This window comes from Streptomyces sp. NPDC092952 (assembly GCF_044754785.1).
Taxonomy (GTDB): Bacteria; Actinomycetota; Actinomycetes; order Streptomycetales; family Streptomycetaceae; genus Streptomyces.
Genome location: NZ_JBIVPT010000012.1, coordinates 153444 through 176623, shown reverse-complemented (window position 1 = coordinate 176623; position 23180 = coordinate 153444). Strand labels below are relative to the sequence as shown.

The following is a 23180-nucleotide window of genomic DNA, read 5'->3' as shown; positions in this document are numbered from 1 at the left end:
CGACATGACCGAGCGCACGACCTCCACCGGCACCCCCGTACTGGAGCTGGACGGGCTCGGCGTCCGGCTGCCCGGCGACCGGGCCGCGCGACCGATCCTCGACGGGGTGAGCCTGCGGGTCGCCCCGGGCGAGACCGTCGGCCTGGTCGGCGAGTCCGGCTCCGGCAAGTCCGTGGCCTGCCGCAGCGTGCTGGGGCTGCTGCCGTCCGGCGCGCACACCACCGGACAGGTACGGGTGGGCGGCCGGGACGTACTCACCATGGGCCGCGCGGAGCTGACCGCGCTGCGGACCCGGCAGGTCGCCATGGTCTTCCAGGACCCGCGCGCCTCGGTGAACCCGCTGCGCCGGGTCGGGGACTTCCTCACCGAGGGGCTGCGCGCGGCCGGCACCTCCGCCGCCGCGGCCGGGGCACGGGCCGAGGAACTGCTCGACGCGGTCGGCATCCGTGATCCGCGCGGCGCCCTGCGCCGCTACCCGCACCAGTTCTCCGGCGGAATGCTGCAACGGGTGGTGATCGCGGCGGCGCTCGCCGCCGAACCGGCCCTGCTCGTCGCCGACGAGCCGACCACCGCGCTGGACGTCACGACCCAGGCGGAGATCATCGCCATCCTCACCCGGCTGCGCGCCGAGCACGGCACCGGTCTGCTCTTCGTCACGCACGACCTCGAACTGGCCGCGGCGATCTGCGACCGGGTGTACGTGATGTACGCGGGCCGGATCGTCGAGACCCGGGGGACGGACGAGCTGTTCGACCGGCCCCGGCACCCGTACACGGCGGGGCTGCTCGCCTCCACACCCCGTATCGAGCCGGGCGCACCACCGCCCCGGCCCGTCCCCGGCCGCCCGGTCTCGCTCGCCGAGGCCCCGCCGGGCTGCGCCTTCGCCGCGCGGTGCGCCCACGCGCTGCCGCGCTGCGCCGGGGAACCGCCCGCACTGGCCCGGTACGGCGACGGACTCGCCGCGTGCCACCGCGCCGACGAAGGGATCACGCTGTGAAGCCGACCACGACGACGGAGAACGGCCTGGTGGTCGAGGGGCTGTGCAAGCGGTACGGCGACCACCGGGCGGTCGACGGCGTGTCCTTCACGCTGCCCCCGGGCGACTGCCTCGCCCTGGTCGGGGAGTCCGGCAGCGGCAAGACGACCACCGTGCGGATGCTCGTCGGGCTGGAGCGCCCCGACGCGGGCACCGTGCGGCTGGACGGCCGGGACCGCTCGTCCCGGGCCCGCGGCCGGGCCGAACGCCTCGCCCGTGCCCGGGACATCCAGATGGTCTTCCAAGACCCGTATCTCTCGCTCGATCCCCGGGTGACGGTGGCGGACTGCGTGGCCGAGGTGCTGCGGCTGCACGCCCGGCTCGCCCCGGCGGCCCGCGCCGCCCGGGTGCGGGAGCTCCTGGAGCAGGTCGGCCTCGGCGAGCGTGAGGCGGCGGCACTCCCCCGGGAGCTCTCCGGCGGCCAGCGCCAGCGGGTGGCCATCGCCCGGGCCCTCGCGGTCGAGCCCCGGGTGCTCGTCCTGGACGAGGCGGTCGCCGCGCTGGACGTCTCGATCCAGGCCCAGATCCTCGACCTGCTGGCCACCATCCGCCGCGAGTCGGGTATCGCGTACCTCTTCGTCACGCACGACCTCGCCGTGGTCCGGCACGTCGCCTCCGCGGTGCTGGTGCTCAAGGACGGGCGGGCGGTGGAGTCGGGGCCGACGGGAAAGGTGCTGGACGCGCCGGAGCATCCGTACACCCGGCTGCTCCTCGACTCCGTCCCCCGGCGCGGGTGGGACGCGTCCCGCGGTCCGCTCTGACGGCGGGGCGGCCGGGCGCCCGGGGCGCGGTTCCGGGTGGCCGCCCGCGCCCGCCGTCCCGCGGCTCCGCCCCTCTCCCCGGTCAGTCGGGCAGGCCGCGCAGGAAGTCGCGGATCAGCGCCACGCTCCGCGCCCGCCGGGTCAGGAACGGGAAGTGGCCCGCGTCGAGCAGATGGATCCGGGCATCGGGCAGGTCGCGGGCGAACGCGCGGGCACCGTCCGGGCCGAAGATCTCGTCGCCCCGGCCCCAGACCGCCAGCAGCGGTGGCCGATGCGTCCGCAGGTAGTGCTGCCACGCGGCGTAGCGCGGCGGGTTGGTGCCGTAGTCCAGGAACAGGTCGAGCTGGATCTCCTGGTTGCCGGGCCGGTCCAGCAGCGCCTGGTCGTACAGCGCCTGCGACGGGTCCACCAGCGCGGTGTCCGGGACGCCGTGGGTGTACTGCCAGTGGGTGGCCTCGGCGGTGAGCGTGCTGCGCAGCGCCTCACGGTTCTCGGTGGACCTGTCGGCCCAGTAGTCGCGGAGCGGCTTCCAGAACGGCGTCAGGCCGTCCTCGTAGGCGTTGCCGTTCTGGGTGACGATGCCGGTGATCCGCTCGGGGTGGCGCAGCGCCAGGCGGAATCCGACGGGCGCGCCGTAGTCGTGGACGTGGAGCGCGTACCGGGTGACGCCCAGCTTCTCCAGCAGCGCGTCCACCGTGTCCGCCAGGTGGTCGAAGGTGTAGTCCCACGCGTCGGCGGGCGGTGCGGAGCTGAGGCCGAAGCCGGGGTGGTCCGGGGCGATCAGGTGGAACTCGTCGGCCAGGTCGGTCAGCAGGTCGCGGTAGACCACCGAGGAGGTCGGGAAGCCGTGCAGCAGGACGAGTGCGGGCGCGTCCGGATCACCCGCCTCGCGGTAGAAGATGTCGAGTCCGTCGATCCGGACGGTGTGGTGGCGCACTGCGTTCATGGTCATCTCCAACCATCTAAATTCATTTAGCCGGTTGACTGCATCGCAAGCGTAGGCCGGTCGCGACCAACCAGTCAAGTCCTCTTTACTGGTTGGCTAGACTGTGCGCATGACACGCCCACTCATCGGCGAGCCCCTGGCCCTGGACCTGGTCAACTCCGTCTGGGTGGATCAGGGCCACGCCTTCGACCAGTTCGACGAGCCCGACGGGCTGGAGAGCTGGCTCGACGACCACGACATGGCCGGCATCGCCGCCGACACCGCCGCTGTCCGCGACGCGCTGGTGCAGGCCCGGTCCGCGCTGCGCGCCGCGCTGGAGGACGGGGACGACGCCCCACTCAACGACGTCCTGGCCCACGGCTTCCACCGGCCCGGGCTGCGCGACGGGGCACCAATGGTCGCCACCGTCACGGACGACCCGGCGTGGCTGCCCGCCTGGACCGCCGCCGCCGACCTGGTCCGCCTGCTCGCCGAACGGGCCGAGCGCGTCCGCCACTGCGCGAACCCCGCGTGCGTCCTGTGGTTCTACGACGTCAGCAAGAACGGCTCCCGCCGCTGGTGCTCGATGGAGGTCTGCGGCAACCGCGCCAAGTCCGCGCGGTTCCAAAGGTCGCACCCGCGGCAGTAGACCCACCCACGACCACGGGCCGCCCCGCGCGATCCAGCGGCTCCGGCGGGACGGGCGCACCCGACGGGGCGCGGGCGCGCACCGCGCCCGGTCCCGCGGCGGGACCCGCGGACCTACGCGGTGGGACCCATATACGTACGGGCCCAGGCCTCGAAGGCGGTGAGGGGGATGCCCAGCTCTCGCGCGTACTGGGGGCGACCGGGCTGGCCGGCCACGTTGAGGAACTCGTGACTGGCGCCCGACCCCGGCATTCCGGCGGCGCGCGCCTGCGCCTCGGTCATGTCGGGCGCGGCCAGGCGCGTACCCAGGACCCGGGAGAGGACCTCGGCGATCTGCTCCATCGACAGGTGGTCGCTCGCCAGTTCCAGTTCAACGCCGTTGAAGGTGTCCCGGTCGGCGACGGCCGCCGCCACAGCGGCCCCGATGTCGTCGACGGCGACCAGGGAGAGACGGGTCTCGGGCTTCAGGACGCTGACCAGGCCGCCGCCGACGCCGCGGGGGAAGAGGAAGGCGCTGGAGGGGAGGAAGTTCTCCATGAAGAAGCCGGGCTTGAGGAGGGTCCAGTAGGGGAAACCCGCCGCGCGGACCCGGTCCTGGATCGCCGCCTTGGCTCCCAGGGTGCCCTCCACGGACACCCAGCGGCCCTCGGCCCAGCCGGGGATCGCGGTGTGCTGCCCGGCCCCTGTCACGGAGGTGTGGACGAACTGCGGAACGCCGGCCTCAAGTGCGCCCTCGACGAGGTTGGCCGCCTGGGCCACCTCACCGTCGAAGTCGAAGCCGTCCGGGGTCGGGGCGGGCATCTGCACGGAGAAGACCGCACGGGCGCCCGCGGCGGCGTGGGCCAGGGATGCGCGGTCGTCGAGGTCACCGGTGACCAGTTCGGCCCCCAGCTCCCGGACGGCCCGCGCCCGCGCCGTGGACGCGTCGCGCACCAGGGCCCGGACCGGGACTCCGGAGCCCAGCAGGGCACGTGCGGCGGCGCCCCCCTGCTTGCCGGTGGCACCGACGACGAGCACGGGCGCTTCGGACAGGTTCGACATGAGCACTCCCAGGGCATTAAGTGGCGAGGGGCACCGTTTCTTACCGGATACAATACGGCGACCCCCGCCGTTTAGTGCAAGAGCCTCCGGAGTCCGCGTCATGCCCGCACCACAACGCGCCGATGCCCGGCGCAACTACCTGCGCCTCCTCGCGGTGGCGGAGGAGGAGATCGCCTCTCACGGCGCCGAGGCGTCCTTCGAGCGGATCGCCCGTACGGCGGGCGTCGGCTCGGCCACGGTGCGCCGCCACTTCCCCTCGCGCCGCGCACTGCTGGAAGCGGTCTCACAGGAACGGGTCGAGGCATTGCGTACGCGCGCCCGGGACCTGACGGGCCGCCCCGGGTTCGAGCCACGTGCCGCCCTGCTGGATTGGCTCGCCGAGGTCGTCGCCTACTGCGTACGCGCCCACGGGCTGGCGGTCGTGCTCTCCTACGAGGGCTCCACGCACGACAACAGCTGCTCGGCGACCCTCCAGGAAGCGGCCGGCCTCCTGCTGGACCATGCCGTACGGGAGGGCGCCGTGGACCCGGACGTGACAGCCGCCGATCTGATCACGCTGGCCGCCGGCCTCGCCATGGCCACCGAGCACCACCCCGACCCCACCGCTTCGGCACAGCGGCTGCTCCGGCTCACGACCCTGGGGCTGAGCCCGGAGAACCCGAGGCCGAGGGCGACGGGCACGGCGGAGTAGCCGGCGCTTCTTCGTGGGCACCGTGGGCGGGAACGGGGCTGTTCCCGCACCTCGCGTACGGGTTCGGGGGCGCCGCCTCAGGCCCTGGACGCACCGTTCGGCCGAACCGCTCCCCCGGCCCGGGGCACGGGCGGCGCGAGCCGTGACCGGAAGCCGCGCCCGAGGCCGCGATCCGTGCCGCGGTGGCGCGCGGGCCGGGACGGACGCGCGACGGCCGGGGCGCGCCTTCTCGGCCGTGAACGCGACAATAGGCTGGTCCCCGCACATGAGGGAGCACGGATGCAGGAACTCGTCGGGCGCATCACCGCTCTGGACCCGGAGGCGAGCGAGACCCTGAAGGTCGTCGCCTACTTCGACGCCCTGAGCGCCGCGGGCGTGGGCCTCTCCGGCCTCCTGCGTGGCGCGGCGGCCCTGTCGGGCGTCGTCGCCGGGGCGGAGCGGCGGGGCAGGATCACCAGGTGCGACCCGGCGGGGCACCGTCTCGACGCCGGGGACGACATCGTCCGGTCCCCGGAGCATGCCGGCCCGGGCGGGCGGGTGTGGCTGGAGCGGCGGGAGGAACCGCAGGCCCATGACGAGATGATCGTCGAGCGGCTCGCCCTGGCCGTCGAACTCTTCGAGGCACGCCGTGGTTCCGGCAATGCTCTCGACATCGCCCTGGATCCCGTCTGCGGGATCGACGAGCGCGCGGCGGCGCTCGCCCGGCTGCGGACCGACGCGGGCACGCGGATCCGGCTGGTCGCGACGAGTGTCGACGACATGCCTCCCGGGGCACCGTCGACCATCGTGCCGACGCGGTACGGCATGCTGCGGGCGACGCTCGACGTATCGGGCGAGGTGTCGCCGGAGGGGCGTGCCGGACTCGGTCCATGGGCCAGGGCCGACCACGCGCCGGAATCGTGGGCCGGCGCGGTCGTCGCCTACCGTCTCACCGACGCGGCCGACCCGGTCGTCGACGCGACCGGCCTCGGAGCCATGCTGCTGCTGGCGCAGGCGTACGACGTCGAGACCCCCCACGACGACGTCCGAGCGCTCGGGCGCCTGGACGTGCGGTCGGCCGCGGTGCTGCGCGTTCTCGTCGAGGCCGACAGCATTCGGGCCGCGGCGGCCGAGCTCGGCCTGCACCATTCCACGGTGCAGGCCCGGCACGAGGCCATCACCCGCGAACTGGGCTACGACCCCCGCACGCCGGCCGGCCGCATGCGCTACGCCGCGGCCGGTCTCCTGCTCCGCCTCTCGAACCCCTCGGCCTTCTCTGCTCCCCCGGCTCCCTCGGCTCCCTCGGCCATGAGCTGACGCGCCCCTCCCGCGCCGCGCCCCGGTCGACCGTGTTCGTGGATCCGGTCCGCCGCCCCTCGTCGTTCCGGGCCGGTTCCGAGAAGGTGTGACGGCCCCGGCCCCGGGCACGCACCTGCCCGGGGCCGGGGGTTCCGGTCGGCCGCAGAGACGACTGCCGTCGCCGTCCCGCAGGCGTCATGACACCAGGCCGGCCCCCTCCAGCTCGGTCAGCCGCACGGTGCACAGCCCCCCGCGCTCGGCCTTGACCTCCGTCACCTTGAGCTGCGTCCCCGGCGCGAGGATGTACTCCTCCTCCCCCGTGAACGCGGAGAACCGCCGGATCCCGACCGCGCGCGCGGGCGTCACCTCGAACAGCGTCCGCCGACCGCGCCCGCCCAGGAACGCGCGGGCCACTCCCAGCTCGGACGTGCACGACGACACGCCCCACCACGTCACCGTCCGCCCCAGCGGGTACTGGGACCGCAGGTCCAGCGCGACTCCACGCCACAACGGCCGCGTCTGCGCGGGCAGCGCCCCCATCGCCGAGAACAGCAACCGCAGGTACGGCAGGTAGGGCACCACGCGTTCGCGGTCCGAGGAGCGCAGCACGGCGTTGATCTCGCGGTAGAAGCCCGACTCGCACGTGTACAGGTAGAGAGCCGAGATCTCGTCGGCCGACAGCGTGCTCTCGGACGCCGCCTCGGACGCCTTCGTCTCCCCGAAGCTGCTCGACCGATCGATGTACCGATCCAGCTGCCCGAGCACCCGCGAGACCGGCTCGACGGCCTTCCGGAAGTCCATCAGCGGCGTGTCGAAAACGCCGGTGACGGGCGGCAGGACGAGGCCCTCGTCCTTGACGCTGGTGAGCCGCTCCAGATACAGCTGGTGCAGCTCCATCGTGGACGCGATGAACGCCCCCATCCGCTGCGCCACACCACCGTCCTGCGGCCCGTCGGCCCCGCCCGCCGAGTGGTCCCAGCCCTTCTGCGGCAGCCAGTCGACCGGCTCGGCCCCCACCGCCCCCAGGGCGTCGTTGACCTGGGCGAAGTGGTCGCCCTCGCAGAACCGGTCCCCCTGAGCGGCCGGATTGGCATGGTCCAGGTGGCGGACCTCGACCCCCGGATACTTCTTCTCCAACCGCTGGACGACTCTCTTCAGGCTGCGGGCGTGCGCGCCCCACCAGGCGAACACCACACCACGGTCGTCCTCGTCGGCCGCGACCTCCTTGGCCCGGAGGATCTCCTCGACGATCTGCTCGGCCACGGGGCGCCAGAACGCCGTGTGCCGATCCGTCGCCATCGCCCCGTCCGCGCTCGCCGTGAGCGACGCGTTCAGCAGCAGCACGCCCTGGGTCAGCATCGCCTGGAACCACTCGGGCGGCTGAACCGTGTCCTCCTTCTTCAGCAGGGCACGGACATCGGCGATCGGGGTCTTCTTGGCGATGCCGTACTTCCACATCGCGGCCGCCTTGATGAGGCAGCGGATGCTCACGACCCTGCCGAACTGGCTGTCCTTCCAGTCGTTGAAGGTGTTGTCGAACATCGCGATGCCGGTCGCGCTCTCCGGCCGCGGATAGGGGTTCTGTCCGAAGACGACCACCTTCCACTTCTCCGGCGGATGCGGCTTCAACGCCTGGAATGTCAGCTCGCGCACCGGAACGACCTCCGGGCTGCGCTTCGGGCCGATGAAGTCGGCCGCCCCCGGCTGCCCCTCGATCACCGGTGCGAGCAGCGGCAGCCACGGCTCGCCGCCGCCGGTGAACAGGTCGGCCAGTCCCAGCGGGTCCCCGCCCGGGGAATCGGCGCCGCCTGCGGCCGTCACGTCGACATCATTCACGAGGGGGGAACTCCCAGTACTCGAACCGGGCGCCTGCGCCGGCGCTCCGGTGTGCTGAACGGATACGGCAGGACCGTCGCCGGTGTCCGCCCCCGGGGCGGCACCGTTCGTCGCGGTCTTCGGGTCAGTGGCGAAAGGAAGGCCGCTGTGGCACGTTGATCCGGACCCGCCGCGCGGACCCCGCTCCCTCGATGTCGTCGAGCTGGCCCAGCACGGCTGCCCGCAGCTCGTCGTAGTCCGCGAAACCGTGGTCGTGGAAGAGGGTGTAGCCCGTCCACATCAGGTTGGCGCACACCTTCGCGGGCACCTGCCCGGTCTGCGCGCCCATCCCGACCAGGGCCACCGACCGGATGCTGCCCGGCTTCGCCCGGTTCTGCAGATGCACCGCCTGGAAGGCCGCCGCGCAGGCCAGGGCCACGTTCATCGTGGCGCTGATGTTCTGCGACGACTGACGCATGGTCGGCGTCGAGATCAGATAGCGGGGTATGTCCGCCCCGGACGGGACGCACACCGCGCTGCCGACCGGCAACCGTCCGCCGAACCGGTCACGGATCGCCCGCTGCACCCGCACCTGGATGCCCGCGCCGAGGTACCGCTTGACGACGGCGTCGACCCCACCGTCCATGCGGCCGCGCTCGTTGGTCGGCGAGACCCAGGCGTCGGCGTCCACCCCGAGAAGGGAGCCCCGCCTGATCTCGACCTCCGGCGTGTCCGCGAACGCGGACCGCCATGCCGTCACCACCTCGTCGTTGACGTCGATGAGGACGACGCTCAACGCATGCCTGAACCCCACGAATTCACCTTTCTCGCCCCGCGATCCCGAACACCTCCGAAGCTATCGCGCGCCACTGACAACGCCGTTCCACAGCGTTCACGGAACTGGTCGGAGGCGGAGGCGGTGTCGGAGGAGGTGCCGGATCGCGGCTCTCACCGGTTTCCGCTTCGTCGTGGGCGCTGCCGGGCGAGTGGGCCAGGTGTGTGCCGCCGCGAGTGAGCAGCAGTGCGAGCACGGCGATCAGGGAGCAGCCGGCCATGCCGGTGCAGAGCGGCACGGCAGTCTCCTCGCCGCCCAGACCGACGAGCGGTGAGGCGGCACCGCCCGGATTGCCTACAGGATTCCGAGTACGGCCGGACCGGACGGCGGGGCACGGTGGCGGGACCCAGGTGGTCCCCCTTCTCGCGACGAACCGTGAGTTGTCGGCGTCGGCATGGGGCTACTGGTCGAGGTCGGCGTGGAGTCCGCGCAGTTCCAGCCGTGCCTTGAGGAACTCCATCTCCGCCAAGGTCCCCACCAGGCCGATGCGGCTCAGCTCCCCGGCCAGCTCACGAGCGCGCGACAACGAGACCGCCGAGACCTCCCGAAGGACCTTCAGAGCAGGGACGAGGCCGGGAACCGGGCCGACCAGCCGGAGCCTGACAGGTCCGTGCGCTGCGAGCAGGGCCTCCCGGACATCATCGGGCGCCGGTCCCCGACCGGCGTGTTCGCACATGCAGGTGCCACAGGCCCCGCAGAAGAACTCCGAGTCCCACCACAACTCACCGTTCAGGACGAACTGGTTGACCTCCCGCACCGCCGCGCTGCCGCACTCGCACCGCGCTGCGATCTTCGCCGTTCGCCCAGTCACCCGGACTCCCCCGCATTCCACTCCCGCGGCAGATCCTCGCCGCAGAAGACACAGACGAAGTCCTCCTCCCGCACGATGCTGAGCTCGCGGCAGGAGCGGCAGCGGCGGAAGACCACCTCGTGCGTGAACCCGGGTGGGTGACGGAGCCCGATCCGGTCCAGGGCCCCGGCCACGGCCGGCCAGGAGCCGACGTCCGGGCAGTACCCGGTCGACTGGTTGCTGACCTCCTCGACCGCCCATCGTCCGGACTCCTCACGAAAGCTCATCTCGCCGGCGCTCAGCACCTCTCCGCCGTCTGCGCACACCACGTGCTCACTGCGGCGCGGAGCAAGTCGCAGCACCCCGCCGCCATCGACGACGAACGTGAAGGGCTCGGCCAGCTCGTCCGAGGTCAGCGCGGAGACCCATACGCCGAAGTCCACTGAAGAGCGGATGCGCCGGCCCCCTTGACCCGCCTGGACGAGCTCCTTCAGCTCCGCCGGACCCACATACCGATAACTCCGCCCCCTCGTCCCCACGCACACGAATCCAGCGCCGTCACCGGAAACGATCACCGTGGTGTCCCGCGTACAGCCGGGCCAGGGCCGGGCCAGGCCCCGTGCGATGCCTGGCCAGTCGTCCGTGATCAGCCCTGCCGCGGTCATCCCGCCTGGGACCGAGCCGGGGTGGTCTGCAGACGGGTGGCCTGGGCGTGGTTGCGGGCCCGGAAGGACCGGCGCTCCCCGGCCTCGGCAAGCACCGCGGTTCTGGCTTCCTCTCGGGCGTCGAACACCGCCGGAGAGAAGCGGTCGCTGGCTCTGACGTGCCGTTCCCAGTCGTCCTGCCAGAAATCCACCGTCCAGCCCGGCCACAACTCCGGTACGTGGTAAGCCTGTGGCGAGGAGTAGAGGGACCACCAGCCCAGGTGGCGGCGTTCCGGGTCGAGGTGGATGCCGGAGTTGACGTGCAGGTGGCAGCCTCCGTGCCCGGGGGCGTCCGCCAGGCGGTCGAGCAGGGCGGCGCCCTCGCGGACAGGGTGGTCGAAGGCGTCAGAGGCGACGTGGCAGCGGGTGGTGCCGACCGTGATCACCACACCGCCTGGGTCGGGCCCGGCCAAGTCCTCGTCGCCGGGAGCGAGGAGCGGGGCCGGAGAGAGGTTCGAACCGCGGCAGCGGACGTACTCCGGGTCCAGCCCGACGTACTCACGCAGTTCGGCCGGGCCGTCGTACAGCCAGCGGACCTCCCAGCCCGGCCACGCGGCTCGGATCAGCTCGAACATGGCCGCGCGGTGGCGAAGCTCGGTGCTGGGCCCCTCCCAGGCGAAGAACAGGAGCACCTGCCGGCCGAGGTCGAGCAGTATCCCTCCCTGGGCCATGGTGTCGTCCAGCCACCAGCCGTCTTGACGGAGTCCGGGAAGCATGGCGAGAACCGGCGTCGGCCCTTCCAGAAGGTCGAGGTCGATTCCGACCGCCCAGCCGGTCCGGTACAGCTCATGGGTGCCGTTCTCGCGGACCACGATGACGTTGGCTCTGTCTCCCATCGGATCAGGATGACCGGGCGGGCGGCTGTAGGCCATCCGTTTTCGGCGGCTTCGAGGCTCCGGTGTCCAGAGAGTGACGGCGTGCCGACAGGGTGGGGCCGGGGTCGTGGTCATGCCTCTTGGACTAATTCAGTGATCATGTTTCAACGGCCATGCGGTGGGCGATGCCGACTCCGAATGCGTGATGCCCAGGAGCCGGTCCGCGTGGTCGGCGATGAACCACCTACGACCGAGACCTGGCCCTCCGCGGCTCCGTACACACGATCAGCAGGCAAGAGCCAACATCCCGCTGTTGTGTCGACCGAAAAGCCTCCTCGCAAGGGCTCAGCGGCGAACGCGGGGCATGCCCAGGCCGATCCAGGAGATGATCTCGCGCTGGATCTCGTTGTTGCCGCCGCCGAAGGTGAAGATGACGGCGGAGCGGTAGCCGCGTTCCAGTTCGCCGTGGAGGACGGTGCCCGCCGAGCCCTCCTTGAGGGGGCCCGCCGCGCCGACGATCTCCATCAGCCAGGCGTAGGCGTCGCGGCGGGCCTCGGAGCCGTAGACCTTGACGGCGGATGCGTCCTGGGGGGTGAGGGTGCCGTTCTGGACGGCGGAGACCATCTGCCAGTTGAGGAGCTTCATGGCGTCGAGCCGGGTGTGGGTGCGGGCCAGGAGGGTGCGGACCCAGCCGAGGTCGATCACGCGGCGGCCGTCGTCGAGCAGGGTGTCCGCCGCCCAGCGCTGGACGTCGTGGAGGGCACGGATCGCCATGGTGCCGTGGGCGGCGAGGGTGACGCGTTCGTGGTTGAGCTGGTTGGTGATGAGCCGCCAGCCCTTGTTCTCCTCGCCGACGCGGCGGGAGGCGGGGACGCGGACGTTCTCGTAGTAGCTGGCGGTGGTGTCGTGGGAGGCGAGGGTGTTGATCACGGTGCAGGAGTAGCCCGGGTCCGAGGTCGGGACGAGCAGCATGGTGATGCCCTTGTGCGGGGCCGCGTCCGGGTCGGTGCGGACGGCGAGCCAGACCCAGTCGGCGGTGTCGCCGTTGGTCGTCCAGATCTTCTGCCCGTCGACCGTGTAGTGGCCGGTGGTCTCGTCGCCCTCGCGTACCGCCCGGGTCTTGAGGGCGGCGAGGTCGGTGCCCGCGTCGGGCTCGCTGTAGCCGATCGCGAAATCGATCTCGCCGCTGAGGATCCTGGGCAGGAAGTACGCCTTCTGCTCGTCGGTGCCGTACCGCATGATCGTCGGGCCGACGGTGTTGAGGGCCATCAGCGGCAGCGGGACGTTGGCCTGCGCCGCTTCGTCGAAGAAGATGAACTGCTCCATCGGGGAGAGCCCGCGCCCGCCGTACTCCACCGGCCAGCCGACACCGAGCCAGCCGTCGGTCCCCAGGCGGCGGATCGTCTCCCGGTAGAAGCGCTTCTGGGCCTCGGGGGCGGCGTAGCGCGCATGGGCGTCGTCGGGGACCAGCGCGGCGAAGTACGCGCGCAGTTCGGTGCGCAGCTGCTGCTGTTCGGGCGTGTATTCGAGGTGCACGGCCCCTCCGGGAGTCTCGCGGTGGCGTCGTCCGTGTGCGGCGGCGCACACAGTAGAACGTGTTGCAAGAATCCGGAAGGGCCGGGACAGGGTCCGGTGGGGTCAGCGCTTGACGGCCCGCAGGACGACGAACTTCGGATCCCCGGCAACGGTCGCGCAGTTGCCGAAGATGCGGCGGAGCCGGGTGTGGTAGCCGAGGTGCCGGTTGGCGACGACCCAGAGTTCGCCGCCGGGCCGCAGCGCGGCGCGGGCCCCGCGGAACATGGCGCGGGCCGTGGCGTCGGTGACGGCCTGGTGGGAATGGAACGGCGGGTTGTTGAGGACCAGGTCCACGCTGTCGGGCGCCACGTCGGCCAGTCCGTCACCGACCAGGAACTCGGCCCTGGCGTCCGGTCCGGTGTTGGTCCGGAAGGTCTCCTCGGCGGAGGCGACCGCCTGGTACGACTCGTCGATGAAGGTGACCGTCGCCTCGGGGTTGGCGAGTGCGGCGCAGAGGCCGACGACGCCGTTGCCGCAGCCGAGGTCGACGACCCGCTCGGGACCGCTGCGCGCGGGCAGGTGGCCGAGGAAGAAGCGGGTGCCGATGTCGAGGCGCTCGGCGCAGAAGATCCCGGCGTGGTTGACGACGGTGCGGCCGGAGACGGGGCCGATCCCGCCGGGCAGCTCGTAGCGGTGCGGCCACGGGCTGGGCGTGCGGGCCGCCCCCGGGGCAAGGGTGCTGAAGACGAGCCGGGCCTTCTTGACGGCCAGGGAGGTACGGGTGGGGCCGATGATCCGCTCGAAGAGCCGGAGGGTGGAGGTGTGGATCTCCTTGACCATGCCGGTGCCGATGACGACGGTGTCCGCGTGGAGGGACGGCGCCAGCCGGTGCAGCTGGTCCTCCAGGAGCGCGAGGCTCTTCGGGACGCGCACCAGCAGGACGTCCACGCGTTCCGGCGGGGTGTCCCGGGCCGACAGGAGGCGCACGGCGTCCGCCGCCACGCCGTTGCGGTCCAGGTTCGCCCGGGTCGCGCGCTGCGCCAGGTAGGAGTCGGTGATCTGTACGGGGCGGTGCGCGGCCAGCGCCGTGCTCAGGGCGCCCCAGCGGTCGCCGACCACGGTCACCGCGCCCGACAGGTCCACCGGCTCCGTGCCGTCGGCCCCTTCCAGCCGCCGCAGCAGATACTCGTCGGCGGCATCCCAGGCACGGAACGGGTCGCGCGGGTCCTCGGGGTAGCGGGCGAGGTCGAACCCGGCCCCTGACGTCGTCAAACGGTTCATTGTGCACCCAGGCTAGCCGAGCCGCGGGGAACGCCCACACGCTCCCCGCGGCTCGGACCCGGGGCCGCCGGGCCCCGCCGGCCCCGGTTCAGGGCAGTGTCTTGTCGATCGCCGACCGCCCCTCCCGAGCGAGCCTGCGCTCGGCCCACTGGAGATTCTTCGGGGTGAGGTCCCGCCCGGAGGCGAGCACCAGGTCCTCCGCCGAGGGATCGTCGCTGCCACCGGTGTGCAAGAGGCTGTCGGGAGTCACACCCCGGGATACGGATACGGATTCGGGCTCTTCGCTCATGCCGCCTCCTCGTCCTTTCGGCCATTTTCACTCCGCGTCCGCCCCGCCGCATCCGAGGCCCGCGCCCCACTCCCGACGGCACACCCGAGCCCTCACTTGACCTGCACATGATAGGTACGCAGCGTTCACACCATGGTCACGGTGCGTGTGGAAGGCTCCCGCTACCACGTACCACACAACTGCGCCGCAGCGCCGCCCCCCACCTCGCGACGGTGCCGTGGCGCAGGCCCTTTCAGGACAGGAGAGGACACCCCACATGTCCCGTCGTCTTCCTCGCCACCGGCGCCCGCTGCTGGCGACCCTCGCCGCCTTCGCGGTGCTCGGTGCGACGGCCGCCGCCGCACCGGCCGCGACCCACCCGGCCCCGGCCACCGCCGCCACCGCCGCCACCGCCGCCACCGCCGCCACCGCCTCGTCGTCGCTCCAGGTGCTCGACGACACCTATTACAAGGACGCGCTCGGCAAGAGCGGCGCCCAGCTCAAGAGCGCCCTGCACACGATCATCAGCAGCCAGTCCAAGGTCTCATACAGCCAGGTCTGGGACGCCCTGAAGGACACCGACCAGGACCCGGCCAACAGCTCGAACGTGATCGAGCTCTACACCGGCCGGTCCCTGTCGAAGAGCGCCAACGGCGGCGCGGTCGGCAACTGGAACCGCGAGCACGTCTGGGCCAAGTCCCACGGCGACTTCGGCACCGCCACGGGGCCCGGCACCGACCTCCACCACCTGCGCCCGGAGGACGTCTCCGTCAACTCGATCCGCGGCAACAAGGACTTCGACAACGGCGGCAGCGCGGTCAGCGGCGCCCCGGGCAACTACACCGACAGCGACTCCTTCGAGCCGCGCGACGCGGTCAAGGGCGACGTGGCCCGGATGCTCCTCTACATGGCCGTCCGCTACGAGGGCGGCGACTCCTTCCCCGACCTGGAGCCCAACGACAAGGTCAACAACGGTTCCGCCCCGAACATGGGCCGGCTCTCCGTGCTGAAGACCTGGAGCCAGCAGGACCCGCCGGACGCCTTCGAGAAGCGCCGCAACGACGTCATCTACAACCAGTACCAGCACAACCGGAACCCGTTCATCGACCACCCCGAGTGGGTCACGTCGATCTGGTAGACCGGACACGACGAGCCCGGGCGGCCGCCACCGTCCGGGCTCAGCCCGGCCCGTCGCCCGTGCACCAGGCCAGGGCCCGTGCCCGGGTGGTGAAGCCCCGCGGCACGGCCGGCCCGCCCCGTTCCCCGGGTCCGGGCAGGGCCAGCCGGTCCGCCCGGTCGACGACGGCGGTACGCGCCCCGGCCGCGGCGATCCGGCCGAGCCCGCCGGACAGCATCGTGAAGGCCACCCGGTCGACGCCGGTCACCTCCGTCAGGTCCAGCACGACCGGCTCCGTGCCCCCGGGGCGCGCCTCGTCCAGGGCGTACAGCACGCGTTCGGCCGCCGTGAAGTCCAGGGACCCCTGGGCGGCCACCACGGCGACCCGCTCGCGCGGCACGCCCGCCCCGGCGGCGGGCGGCTCGTCGGGCGTGGCGATCAGGGTGACGGTGCTGCCGGCCAGCGCCGGGTTGTGCATCAGATGGAGCCCGAGCTCCTCGGACAGGGCACCGACCGCGGCCCGGCCGCGGACCGAGGTGCCGGTCGAATCCAGCCGGGGGCTGTAGGTCGCCAGCCCGAACCGTGCGGGGCTCGCCGCGATCAGCCCGCCGGACACCCCGCTCTTCGCGGGCAGCCCGACCCGCAGCAGCCAGTCGCCGGAGCCGTCGTACATGCCGCAGGTCGCCATCACCGCGAGCGTCTGCGCGGCCACCGGCCCCGGAACCACCGCTTCGCCGGTGAGCGGGTTGACTCCCCCGTGCGCCAGCGTCGCGGCCATCGCCGCGAGGTCCGTCGCGGTGGCCCGTACCGCGCACTGCCGGAAGTACGTGTCCACGGCGGCGACCGGGTCGACGGGCAGCGGACCGGTGCTCCGGATCAGATAGGCGAGGGCGCGGTTGCGGTCCCCGGTGGCGGCCTCGGAGGCGTAGACCCGCTCATCCACGTCCAGTTCCCGGCCGGCGAACCGGCTCAGGCAGTCGAGGACCCGCTCGAACCTCGGGGCGTCGGGGGTGTCCGGGATCAGCGCGGTGGTGATGATGGCGCCCGCGTTGACCATGGCGTTGTCGGGCCGCCCGGTGTCCGGCTCCAGACTGATCGCGTTGTACGCCTCGCCGCTGGGCTCGGCGTTGACCCAGCGGCCCACCTCGTCGAGGCCGAGGAGCGACAGGGCGAGCGCGTAGACGAACGGCTTCGACACGGACTGCAGGGTGAACGGGACGGTGGTGTCGCCCGCCCCGTAGCGGTGGCCGTCCATGCTGACCAGGGCCAGCCCGAAGGCGCCCGGATCGCTCCGCGCGAGCTGCGGGATGTACTCGGCGACACTGCCCTCCCCCAGCGGGGCGAACCGCGCGTGCAGTTCACGCAGGGCCTCGGTGACGGCTTCGGCGGCACTCATCTCGCCCATATTAGGTTCAAAAGGTATGAATTGACTCGCCGACGTCAACCGCTTCGCTCGGGAGCGGACACCACCCGAAGCCCTGGGAGAGAACGATGGATACGGACGACCTGACCGCCGAACTGCTGCGGGAACTGCGGACGGCCAAGCCCTATCCGGCCGTGTCCCTGACCCTGCCGACCCACCGGCGCACCCCGGACAACGCCCAGGACGCCGTACGGCTGCGCAACCTGGTCTCCGAGGCGATGAAGCGCCTGGAGGCCGACCCGGCGGTCGGTCGCGAGACACGGACCGCGATCGGGGAGCAGCTCGACCGGGCGGTCGCCGAGGTGGACCCGAGGCGGGCCCTCGACGCCCTGGTGCTGCTCGCCACCCCCGACGAGTACCAGATCTGGCAGCTCCCCCGTACCGCGCCCGAACGGGTGGTGCTGAGCGACAGCTATCTGACCCGCAACCTGGTGGCGGCGAAGGCCCAGGCCCGCCCGTTCTGGGTGGTCACCGTCTCGGCCGACCGCGCCGAGCTGTGGGGCGGCACGGTCGACGCGCTGCACGAGGCGCGCGCCGGCGGGTTCCCGATGACGGCTCCCCCGGTGGAGTCCGATCCGCAGCGCGAGGAGCGGATCGGTGACACGCCGAGCATCTTCAGCAGCCAGGAGACCCGCGCCTTCCTCCGGTCGGTCGACGAGGAGCTGCGGGCGGTGCTGGCCGCCGATCCGCGCCCGGTGTTCCTGGCCGGTTCCGCCCAGGCGCTCGCGGTGCTGGACGAGGTCGGCGAGAGCGCCCGTTCGGCGACGGGCCGGCTGGTCAAGGGGGTGCCGGCCGGGACAGCGCCGGGCGTGCTGCTGGAGGAGTTGCGCCCGGTGCTCGACGAGGCGCGGAAACGGTTCGCCGCGGCGGTCGAGGGCAGGCTCGACGAGGCACGCGGCCGGCGCGCCTTCTCCGGCGGGCTCGACGAGGTGTGGGCCGCGGTGCGGGAGGGCCGTGCCGGGCTGGTCGCGGTGGAGGAGGGCTTCCAGCGGACCGTGCGGGTGACCGACGAGCACCTGACGCCGGTGGGCGAGGACCCCGACCTCACGGACCCCACGGTCCGCGAGGACATCGTGGACGAGCTGGTGGAGCGGGCCCTGGACAGCGGCGGCGAGGTGGTCTTCCTCCCGGACGGTTCGCTCACGGAGCACGGAAGGATCGCGGCGGCCCTGCGCTACTGACCCGTCCCGACGCCGTCCGGGGCCCGCACGCCTGTCGCGTGCGGGCCCCCGGGCGCGCTGGGAGACTGGTGGGGAAGGCGTCCCAGGAGCTCCGGGAGAGGAGTGATCGGACCATGCCCCAAGGATTCGGACCCAGGCGGAACCGGCAGTACGAGCACATCAAGGAGAGCGCGCAGGAGCGCGGCGTCAGCGAGGAACGGGCCGAGGAGATCGCGGCCCGCACGGTCAACAAGGAACGCGCCCGCGCCGGGGAGTCCAGAACCGCGAGCCGCACCTCCGTCGAGGACATGTCCTCGATGCGGCGCGGCGGCCTGCACGCGCACAGCGGGGCGGCCGGACCGACCCGGGACCAGCTCTACGAAGAGGCGAAGAGGAAGAACGTGCACGGCCGTTCGGGCATGACCAAGGCCGAGCTGGCCCGGGCGCTGGGCCGCTGAGCCGCGTCCCGGGCTTCCGGGCTTCCGGGCTTCCGGGCTTCCGGGCTTCCGGGCTTCCGGCGTCAGCCGTTCCACGTCCAGTCGGCCACCTCGGGCAGGTCCGTGCCGTGTTCCCGGATCCAGGCGTGGTGGCGGGTGCGGGCGTCCGCCATCGCCTGGCGCACGGCCACCGCGCGGACACCGAGTCCGGGCACCCGGTCGATCACGTCCATGACCAGCCGGAAGCGGTCCAGGTCGTTGCGGACCACCATGTCGAAGGGGGTCGTGGTGGTGCCCTCCTCCTTGTAGCCCCGTACGTGGAGCTGGCCGTGGCCCGCGCGCCGGTAGGCGAGGCGGTGGATCAGCCAGGGATAGCCGTGATAGGCGAAGATCACGGGGACGTCCCGGGTGAACAGCGCGTCGTACTCGGAGTCCGGCATGCCGTGCGGGTGCTCCTCGCGGGGCAGCAGCCGGGCCATGTCGACCACGTTGACCACCCGGACCGCCAGTTCCGGCAGATGCCTGCGGAGCAGGTCGGCGGCGGCGAGCGTCTCCAGTGTGGGGACGTCCCCGGCGCAGGCGAGGACCACGTCCGGTTCCCGGCTGCCGTCCTCCGTGCCCGCCCAGTGCCACGCGCCGGCCCCGCGGGCGCAGTGCGCGCGGGCCTGGTCGAGGGTGAGCCAGTCGAAGGAGGGCTGTTTGCCGGCCACGATCACGTTGACGTAGTCGCGGCTGCGCAGTGCGTGGTCGGCGACGGAGAGCAGGGTGTTGGCGTCCGGCGGCAGGTAGACCCGTACGACCTCGGGGCTCTTGTTGAGGATGTGGTCGACGAATCCCGGGTCCTGGTGGGAGAAGCCGTTGTGGTCCTGGCGCCAGACGTGCGAGGTCAGCAGGTAGTTCAGTGAGGCGACGGGGCGGCGCCAGGGAAGCCGGCGGGAGGTCCGCAGCCATTTGATGTGCTGGTTGACCATCGAGTCGACGATGTGGGCGAACGCCTCGTAGCAGGAGAAGAGTCCGTGGCGGCCGGTGAGCAGATAGCCCTCCAGCCAGCCCTGGCAGAGGTGTTCGGAGAGCACCTCCATGACCCGCCCGTCGTGGGCGAGGTGCTCGTCGGTGGGCAGGAGGCGTTCCTGCCAGGCCTTGGCGGTGGCGCCGTAGAGGGCGTCGAGCCGGTTGGAGGCGGTCTCGTCGGGGCCGACGACGCGGAAGTCGCGGCGTTCGGCGGTGGCGGCCATGACGGCCTCCAGCAGCCCGCCGAGCACCCGGGTCGGCTCGTGCAGCACGGTCCCGGGCTTGTCGACCTCGACCGCGTATCCGTCGAGCGGCGGGACGGGCAGGTCGCGCAGGAGCAGGCCGCCGTTGGCGTACGGGGTCGAGCCGAGCCGGGCGTCGCCCTCGGGCACGCAGGCGAGCACCTGCGGGCGGGGCCGCCCTTCGGAGTCGAAGAGCTCCTCGGGGCGGTAGGAGCGCATCCACTCCTCCAGCTGGCGCAGGTGGGCCGGGTTGTCCCGGACCCCGGGCAGCGGGACCTGGTGGGCGCGCCAGGTGCCCTCGACGGGCACCCCGTCGACCTCGGCCGGGCCGGTCCAGCCCTTGGGGGTGCGCAGCACGATCATCGGCCAGTGCGGGCGGCCGGTCCCGCCGCCGGTGCGGGCGGCGCCCTGGATCTCCCGGACGCGGTCGACGGCGCGGTCCATCGCGGCGGCCATCGCCCGGTGGACGCTGAACGGGTCGTCGCCGCCGACGTAGAGCGGGTCGTGCCCGTAGCCGCGCAGCAGGGCGTCCAGTTCGGTCTCGGGGAGGCGGGCGAGGACCGTCGGGTTGGCGATCTTGTAGCCGTTGAGGTGGAGGACGGGGAGAACGGCTCCGTCGTGGACCGGGTCGAGGAACTTGTTGGAGTGCCAGGAGGCGGCGAGCGGTCCGGTCTCGGCCTCGCCGTCGCCGATGACGCAGGTGACGAGCAGATCGGGGTGGTCGAAGGCGGCCCCGTAGGCGTGGGTGAGGGCGTAGCCGAGTTCGCCGCCCTCGTGGATGGAGCCGGGGGTCTCGGGCGCCACGTGGCTGGGTACCCCGCCGGGGAAGGAGAACTGCTTGAAGAGCCGCCCCATCCCCTCGGCGTTCCGGGGGACGTCGGGGTAGGTCCGCGAGTAGCTGCCCTCCAGCCAGGAGTTGGCGAGGACGGCGGGTCCGCCGTGGCCGGGGCCCCAGACGCACAGGCCCTTCACGCCCCGGGACCTGATGACGCGGTTGAGGTGGGTGTGGACGAGGTTGAGCCCGGGTGAGGTGCCCCAGTGGCCGAGCAGCCTCGGTTTGACGTCCGTCCGCACCAGGGGCCGGGTCAGGAGCGGGTTGGCCATCAGGTAGATCTGGCCGACGGCGAGGTAGTTGGCGGCGCGCCAGTGGGCGTCGAGTGCCGCGATCTCCTCGTCGGTCGGGCCGGACGGGGCGTTGCTCATGGGGACTCCCAGGGCCTCTCGTCGAGGCGAAGGCTGAGGCTGAGGCTGAGGCGAAAGCTGGGGCGGAGGCTCAGGGGCCGTACCAGACCGTGGTCGTGTTGCAGAAGGCCCGGATGCCCTGGGCGGCGAGTTCGCGGCCGTAGCCGGAGCGTTTGACCCCGCCGAAGGGCAGGGCGGGGTGGGAGGCTGTCATGCCGTTGAAGAAGATCCCGCCGGCCTCCAGGTCGCGTACGCAGCGGCGGGCCTCCTCCGGGTCCCGGGTCCATACGTTGGAGCTGAGACCGAAGGGGCTGTCGTTGGCGAGGGCGACGGCTTCCGCCAGCCCGTCGACGCGGTAGAGCGAGGCGACGGGGCCGAAGGTCTCCTCGTGGTGGATCCGCATGGCGGGGGTGATCCCGGCGAGGACGGTGGGGGCGTAGAACCAGCCGTGCTCCAGCTCCGGGACGAGGCCCTCGGGCCGGCCTCCCCCGCACAGCACGTCGGCGCCCCGGCGCACCGCGTCGTCCACCAGTTCCGCGAGGTCGGTGCGGCCCTGTTCGGTGGCGAGCGGGCCGACGTCGGTGGACTCCAGCATCGGGTCGCCGACCGTCAGGTCCTTCATGCCGACGGTGAACCGCTCGGCGAACTCGTCGTACACGTCGGTGTGCACGATGAACCGTTTGGCGGCGATGCAGGACTGCCCGTTGTTCTGCACCCGCGCGGTCACGGCGGTACGGGCGGCCCGGGCGACGTCCGCCGAGGGCATGACGAGGTACGGGTCGCTGCCGCCCAGTTCGAGGACGGTGGGTTTCACCTCGTCCCCGGCGATCGACGCGACGGAGCGGCCGGCCGGTTCGCTGCCGGTCAGGGTGGCCGCGGCGATCCTGGGGTCGCGCAGGACCGCCTCGACCGCCGCCGAGCCCACCAGCAGCGACTGGAAGCAGCCCGCCGGGTATCCGGCCCGGCGGAACAGTCCCTCCAGGTACATCGCCGTCTGGGGCACGTTGGAGGCGTGCTTGAGCAGTCCGACGTTGCCGGCCATCAGCGCCGGGGCGGCGAAGCGCACGACCTGCCAGAGCGGGAAGTTCCACGGCATCACGGCGAGCACGGCGCCGAGCGGCCGGTAGTGGACGTGGGCCCGGGAGGCCCCGGAGTCGCGTACGTCCTCGGCGGAGGGCTGCTCGTCGGCGAGGAGTTCCTCCGCGTGGGCGGCGTACCAGCGCATGGCCCTGGCGCACTTGGCGGCTTCCGCGCGGGCCGCCCTGACGGGTTTGCCCATCTCGGTGGTCATGGTGCGCGCGATGTCCCGCCGGTCCTCGTCGAGCAGCGCGGCGGCCTGGTGGAGCAGGCGGGCCCGTTCGGTGAAGCCGGTGGTCCGGTACGCGGCGAACGCGGTGCGGGCGGTGGCGAGCCGCTGCTCGATGCCCGCCGCGTCCAGCGCTTCGAACGTCCTGAGGGTTTCGCCGTTCGCGGGGTTGACCGTCGCGATGGGCATGGCCGTGCCTCCTTGACTCGGTTCTTCGGCCGTGCCCCGCCGTGCGCCGTGCCGCACACGCGGGCCGCCGGGCGGACATCCGGCCGGCGGTCCCGTCGGGCCCGTCCCGGATCAGACGAGAGCGGGGTCGAACACCGCCACGGGTTCGGCGGGGGCGGGGGCCGTCGTCGGCGGGCTGCGGAACTCGCTGCCGTCGGGCAGCGGGGAGAGCGGCACCCGGTCGATGCCGCGCGGCTCCTCGGCGTACCGGGTGAACCAGACGACCTTGCCCTCGTCGGTGCGGCAGGTGCCCCAGCTGTCACTGAGCGCCATCACACGGCTGAGTCCGCCGCCGCCGGTGCCCAGCAGCCGCGGCATCCCGGCCCCCTCGTCGGCGACGGAGACCGTGAGGTGCCGCCCGGACCAGCGGAGTTCGACGGTGCACGTGTGGCCGTCGCCGACATGGCGGTGGACGTTGGTCAGCAGCTCCGCCATGCCCCGGCAGACCGGCCGGACGTGGAGTTCGAGATCCCAGTGGCGGAGGTGTGCGGCGACTATGCGCTGCAACTGGGACACCCGGTCCGCCGAGATCTGGAGTTCGACCAGGAAGTGCCGGTCGAGTGGAACGGTCATCGTCGAGGCTCCTCACATCGAGGCCCACTGGCATTCGCCCCGTTGAACAACGACCCCCGAACACGAAGAGTGAGCGGATATCTCTTCTGGGTCACTCC

22 protein-coding genes are annotated in these 23180 nt (G+C 72.4%); 8 read left to right on the top strand and 14 right to left on the bottom strand.

Annotation, left to right across the window (positions count from 1 at the left end):
- Positions 1-4 precede the first annotated feature (4 nt).
- Both ACIQGQ_RS26200 and ACIQGQ_RS26195 read left to right on the top strand, forming a co-directional pair.
- Entirely contained in the window at positions 5-997 is a 993-nt protein-coding gene (locus tag ACIQGQ_RS26200) for an ABC transporter ATP-binding protein (RefSeq protein ID WP_402399616.1), read from the top strand.
- Complete coding sequence (locus tag ACIQGQ_RS26195; protein ID WP_402399614.1) at positions 994-1797, top strand: ABC transporter ATP-binding protein; 804 nt, start codon at positions 994-996, stop codon at positions 1795-1797. The genes ACIQGQ_RS26200 and ACIQGQ_RS26195 overlap by 4 nt, the downstream gene beginning before the upstream one ends.
- Positions 1798-1879: 82 nt before the next feature.
- Here the strand turns inward: ACIQGQ_RS26195 and ACIQGQ_RS26190 are convergent, their stop codons facing one another.
- Complete coding sequence (locus ACIQGQ_RS26190) at positions 1880-2755, bottom strand: alpha/beta fold hydrolase (protein WP_402399611.1); 876 nt, start codon at positions 2753-2755, stop codon at positions 1880-1882.
- A gap of 97 nt (positions 2756-2852) precedes the next feature.
- On the opposite strand from ACIQGQ_RS26190, the gene ACIQGQ_RS26185 reads away from it, so the two are divergent.
- Positions 2853-3371 (top strand): CGNR zinc finger domain-containing protein, encoded by a 519-nt coding sequence (locus ACIQGQ_RS26185; protein WP_402399608.1) that lies wholly within the window; start codon positions 2853-2855, stop codon positions 3369-3371.
- A gap of 113 nt (positions 3372-3484) precedes the next feature.
- Here the strand turns inward: ACIQGQ_RS26185 and ACIQGQ_RS26180 are convergent, their stop codons facing one another.
- Complete coding sequence (locus ACIQGQ_RS26180) at positions 3485-4411, bottom strand: NmrA family NAD(P)-binding protein (protein WP_402399605.1); 927 nt, start codon at positions 4409-4411, stop codon at positions 3485-3487.
- Between the two features lie 100 nt (positions 4412-4511).
- Here ACIQGQ_RS26180 and ACIQGQ_RS26175 point away from each other — a divergent pair, with 100 nt between their 5' ends.
- Together ACIQGQ_RS26175 and ACIQGQ_RS26170 are read left to right on the top strand one after the other, a co-directional pair.
- On the top strand, positions 4512-5102 hold the full coding sequence (locus tag ACIQGQ_RS26175) for a TetR/AcrR family transcriptional regulator (RefSeq protein WP_402399602.1): 591 nt from the start codon (positions 4512-4514) through the stop codon (positions 5100-5102).
- 279 nt (positions 5103-5381) lie between these two features.
- On the top strand, positions 5382-6398 hold the full coding sequence (locus ACIQGQ_RS26170) for a helix-turn-helix domain-containing protein (RefSeq protein WP_402399599.1): 1017 nt from the start codon (positions 5382-5384) through the stop codon (positions 6396-6398).
- A 177-nt stretch (positions 6399-6575) separates the two neighbouring features.
- On the opposite strand, the gene ACIQGQ_RS26165 is transcribed toward ACIQGQ_RS26170, so the two are convergent.
- From ACIQGQ_RS26165 to ACIQGQ_RS26130, 8 genes are all read right to left on the bottom strand, one after another.
- Entirely contained in the window at positions 6576-8201 is a 1626-nt protein-coding gene (locus ACIQGQ_RS26165) for an ADP-ribosyltransferase domain-containing protein (RefSeq protein WP_402399596.1), read from the bottom strand.
- A gap of 139 nt (positions 8202-8340) precedes the next feature.
- The gene (locus tag ACIQGQ_RS26160) at positions 8341-9009 is read right to left on the bottom strand and encodes a macro domain-containing protein (RefSeq protein ID WP_402399593.1); all 669 of its coding nucleotides are present in this window, start codon (positions 9007-9009) and stop codon (positions 8341-8343) included.
- A gap of 421 nt (positions 9010-9430) precedes the next feature.
- Complete coding sequence (locus tag ACIQGQ_RS26155; RefSeq protein WP_402399590.1) at positions 9431-9841, bottom strand: hypothetical protein; 411 nt, start codon at positions 9839-9841, stop codon at positions 9431-9433.
- Complete coding sequence (locus tag ACIQGQ_RS26150; protein ID WP_402399588.1) at positions 9838-10359, bottom strand: hypothetical protein; 522 nt, start codon at positions 10357-10359, stop codon at positions 9838-9840. Before ACIQGQ_RS26150 ends, ACIQGQ_RS26155 begins: the two co-directional genes overlap by 4 nt.
- A gap of 122 nt (positions 10360-10481) precedes the next feature.
- Positions 10482-11360 carry a hypothetical protein gene (locus ACIQGQ_RS26145; RefSeq protein ID WP_402399585.1) on the bottom strand — a complete coding sequence of 293 codons (879 nt, stop codon included), beginning with the start codon at positions 11358-11360 and terminating at the stop codon, positions 10482-10484.
- A 324-nt stretch (positions 11361-11684) separates the two neighbouring features.
- The gene (locus ACIQGQ_RS26140; protein WP_402399582.1) at positions 11685-12875 is read right to left on the bottom strand and encodes an acyl-CoA dehydrogenase family protein; all 1191 of its coding nucleotides are present in this window, start codon (positions 12873-12875) and stop codon (positions 11685-11687) included.
- A 102-nt stretch (positions 12876-12977) separates the two neighbouring features.
- On the bottom strand, positions 12978-14135 hold the full coding sequence (locus ACIQGQ_RS26135) for a methyltransferase (protein WP_402399579.1): 1158 nt from the start codon (positions 14133-14135) through the stop codon (positions 12978-12980).
- Between the two features lie 88 nt (positions 14136-14223).
- The gene (locus ACIQGQ_RS26130) at positions 14224-14424 is read right to left on the bottom strand and encodes a hypothetical protein (protein WP_352278008.1); all 201 of its coding nucleotides are present in this window, start codon (positions 14422-14424) and stop codon (positions 14224-14226) included.
- A 256-nt stretch (positions 14425-14680) separates the two neighbouring features.
- Here ACIQGQ_RS26130 and ACIQGQ_RS26125 point away from each other — a divergent pair, with 256 nt between their 5' ends.
- Positions 14681-15541 (top strand): endonuclease I family protein, encoded by an 861-nt coding sequence (locus tag ACIQGQ_RS26125; protein ID WP_402399576.1) that lies wholly within the window; start codon positions 14681-14683, stop codon positions 15539-15541.
- A gap of 40 nt (positions 15542-15581) precedes the next feature.
- Here the strand turns inward: ACIQGQ_RS26125 and glsA are convergent, their stop codons facing one another.
- The gene (gene glsA, locus ACIQGQ_RS26120) at positions 15582-16916 is read right to left on the bottom strand and encodes a glutaminase A (protein ID WP_402399573.1); all 1335 of its coding nucleotides are present in this window, start codon (positions 16914-16916) and stop codon (positions 15582-15584) included.
- Positions 16917-17011: 95 nt separating this feature from the next.
- On the opposite strand from glsA, the gene ACIQGQ_RS26115 reads away from it, so the two are divergent.
- Positions 17012-18124 carry a chemotaxis protein gene (locus tag ACIQGQ_RS26115; protein WP_402399570.1) on the top strand — a complete coding sequence of 371 codons (1113 nt, stop codon included), beginning with the start codon at positions 17012-17014 and terminating at the stop codon, positions 18122-18124.
- Positions 18125-18237: 113 nt separating this feature from the next.
- Entirely contained in the window at positions 18238-18561 is a 324-nt protein-coding gene (locus tag ACIQGQ_RS26110) for a plasmid stabilization protein (protein WP_402399567.1), read from the top strand.
- A 62-nt stretch (positions 18562-18623) separates the two neighbouring features.
- Here the strand turns inward: ACIQGQ_RS26110 and ACIQGQ_RS26105 are convergent, their stop codons facing one another.
- The 3 genes from ACIQGQ_RS26105 to ACIQGQ_RS26095 form a co-directional block, all read right to left on the bottom strand.
- Positions 18624-20996, bottom strand: coding sequence for a phosphoketolase (locus tag ACIQGQ_RS26105; RefSeq protein ID WP_402399565.1), 2373 nt, complete (start codon positions 20994-20996; stop codon positions 18624-18626).
- A gap of 70 nt (positions 20997-21066) precedes the next feature.
- The gene (locus tag ACIQGQ_RS26100) at positions 21067-22470 is read right to left on the bottom strand and encodes an NADP-dependent succinic semialdehyde dehydrogenase (RefSeq protein ID WP_402399562.1); all 1404 of its coding nucleotides are present in this window, start codon (positions 22468-22470) and stop codon (positions 21067-21069) included.
- Between the two features lie 111 nt (positions 22471-22581).
- Positions 22582-23082: an ATP-binding protein gene (locus ACIQGQ_RS26095; protein ID WP_402399559.1), complete on the bottom strand. Its 501-nt coding sequence runs from the start codon at positions 23080-23082 to the stop codon at positions 22582-22584.
- Between the last annotated feature and the right edge of the window lie 98 nt (positions 23083-23180).

Excerpts from the sequence above, each read along its gene's own strand:
- ACIQGQ_RS26200 (WP_402399616.1), top strand. The coding sequence starts at position 5 with ATGACCGAGCGCACGACCTCCACCGGCACCCCCGTACTGGAGCTGGAC.
- ACIQGQ_RS26185 (WP_402399608.1), top strand. The coding sequence starts at position 2,853 with ATGACACGCCCACTCATCGGCGAGCCCCTGGCCCTGGACCTGGTCAAC.
- ACIQGQ_RS26180 (WP_402399605.1), bottom strand. The coding sequence starts at position 4,411 with ATGTCGAACCTGTCCGAAGCGCCCGTGCTCGTCGTCGGTGCCACCGGC.
- ACIQGQ_RS26175 (WP_402399602.1), top strand. The coding sequence starts at position 4,512 with ATGCCCGCACCACAACGCGCCGATGCCCGGCGCAACTACCTGCGCCTC.
- ACIQGQ_RS26170 (WP_402399599.1), top strand. The coding sequence starts at position 5,382 with ATGCAGGAACTCGTCGGGCGCATCACCGCTCTGGACCCGGAGGCGAGC.
- ACIQGQ_RS26145 (WP_402399585.1), bottom strand. The coding sequence starts at position 11,360 with ATGGGAGACAGAGCCAACGTCATCGTGGTCCGCGAGAACGGCACCCAT.
- ACIQGQ_RS26135 (WP_402399579.1), bottom strand. The coding sequence starts at position 14,135 with ATGAACCGTTTGACGACGTCAGGGGCCGGGTTCGACCTCGCCCGCTAC.
- ACIQGQ_RS26130 (WP_352278008.1), bottom strand. The coding sequence starts at position 14,424 with ATGAGCGAAGAGCCCGAATCCGTATCCGTATCCCGGGGTGTGACTCCC.
- ACIQGQ_RS26125 (WP_402399576.1), top strand. The coding sequence starts at position 14,681 with ATGTCCCGTCGTCTTCCTCGCCACCGGCGCCCGCTGCTGGCGACCCTC.
- glsA (WP_402399573.1), bottom strand. The coding sequence starts at position 16,916 with ATGAGTGCCGCCGAAGCCGTCACCGAGGCCCTGCGTGAACTGCACGCG.
- ACIQGQ_RS26115 (WP_402399570.1), top strand. The coding sequence starts at position 17,012 with ATGGATACGGACGACCTGACCGCCGAACTGCTGCGGGAACTGCGGACG.
- ACIQGQ_RS26110 (WP_402399567.1), top strand. The coding sequence starts at position 18,238 with ATGCCCCAAGGATTCGGACCCAGGCGGAACCGGCAGTACGAGCACATC.
- ACIQGQ_RS26105 (WP_402399565.1), bottom strand. The coding sequence starts at position 20,996 with ATGAGCAACGCCCCGTCCGGCCCGACCGACGAGGAGATCGCGGCACTC.
- ACIQGQ_RS26100 (WP_402399562.1), bottom strand. The coding sequence starts at position 22,470 with ATGCCCATCGCGACGGTCAACCCCGCGAACGGCGAAACCCTCAGGACG.
- ACIQGQ_RS26095 (WP_402399559.1), bottom strand. The coding sequence starts at position 23,082 with ATGACCGTTCCACTCGACCGGCACTTCCTGGTCGAACTCCAGATCTCG.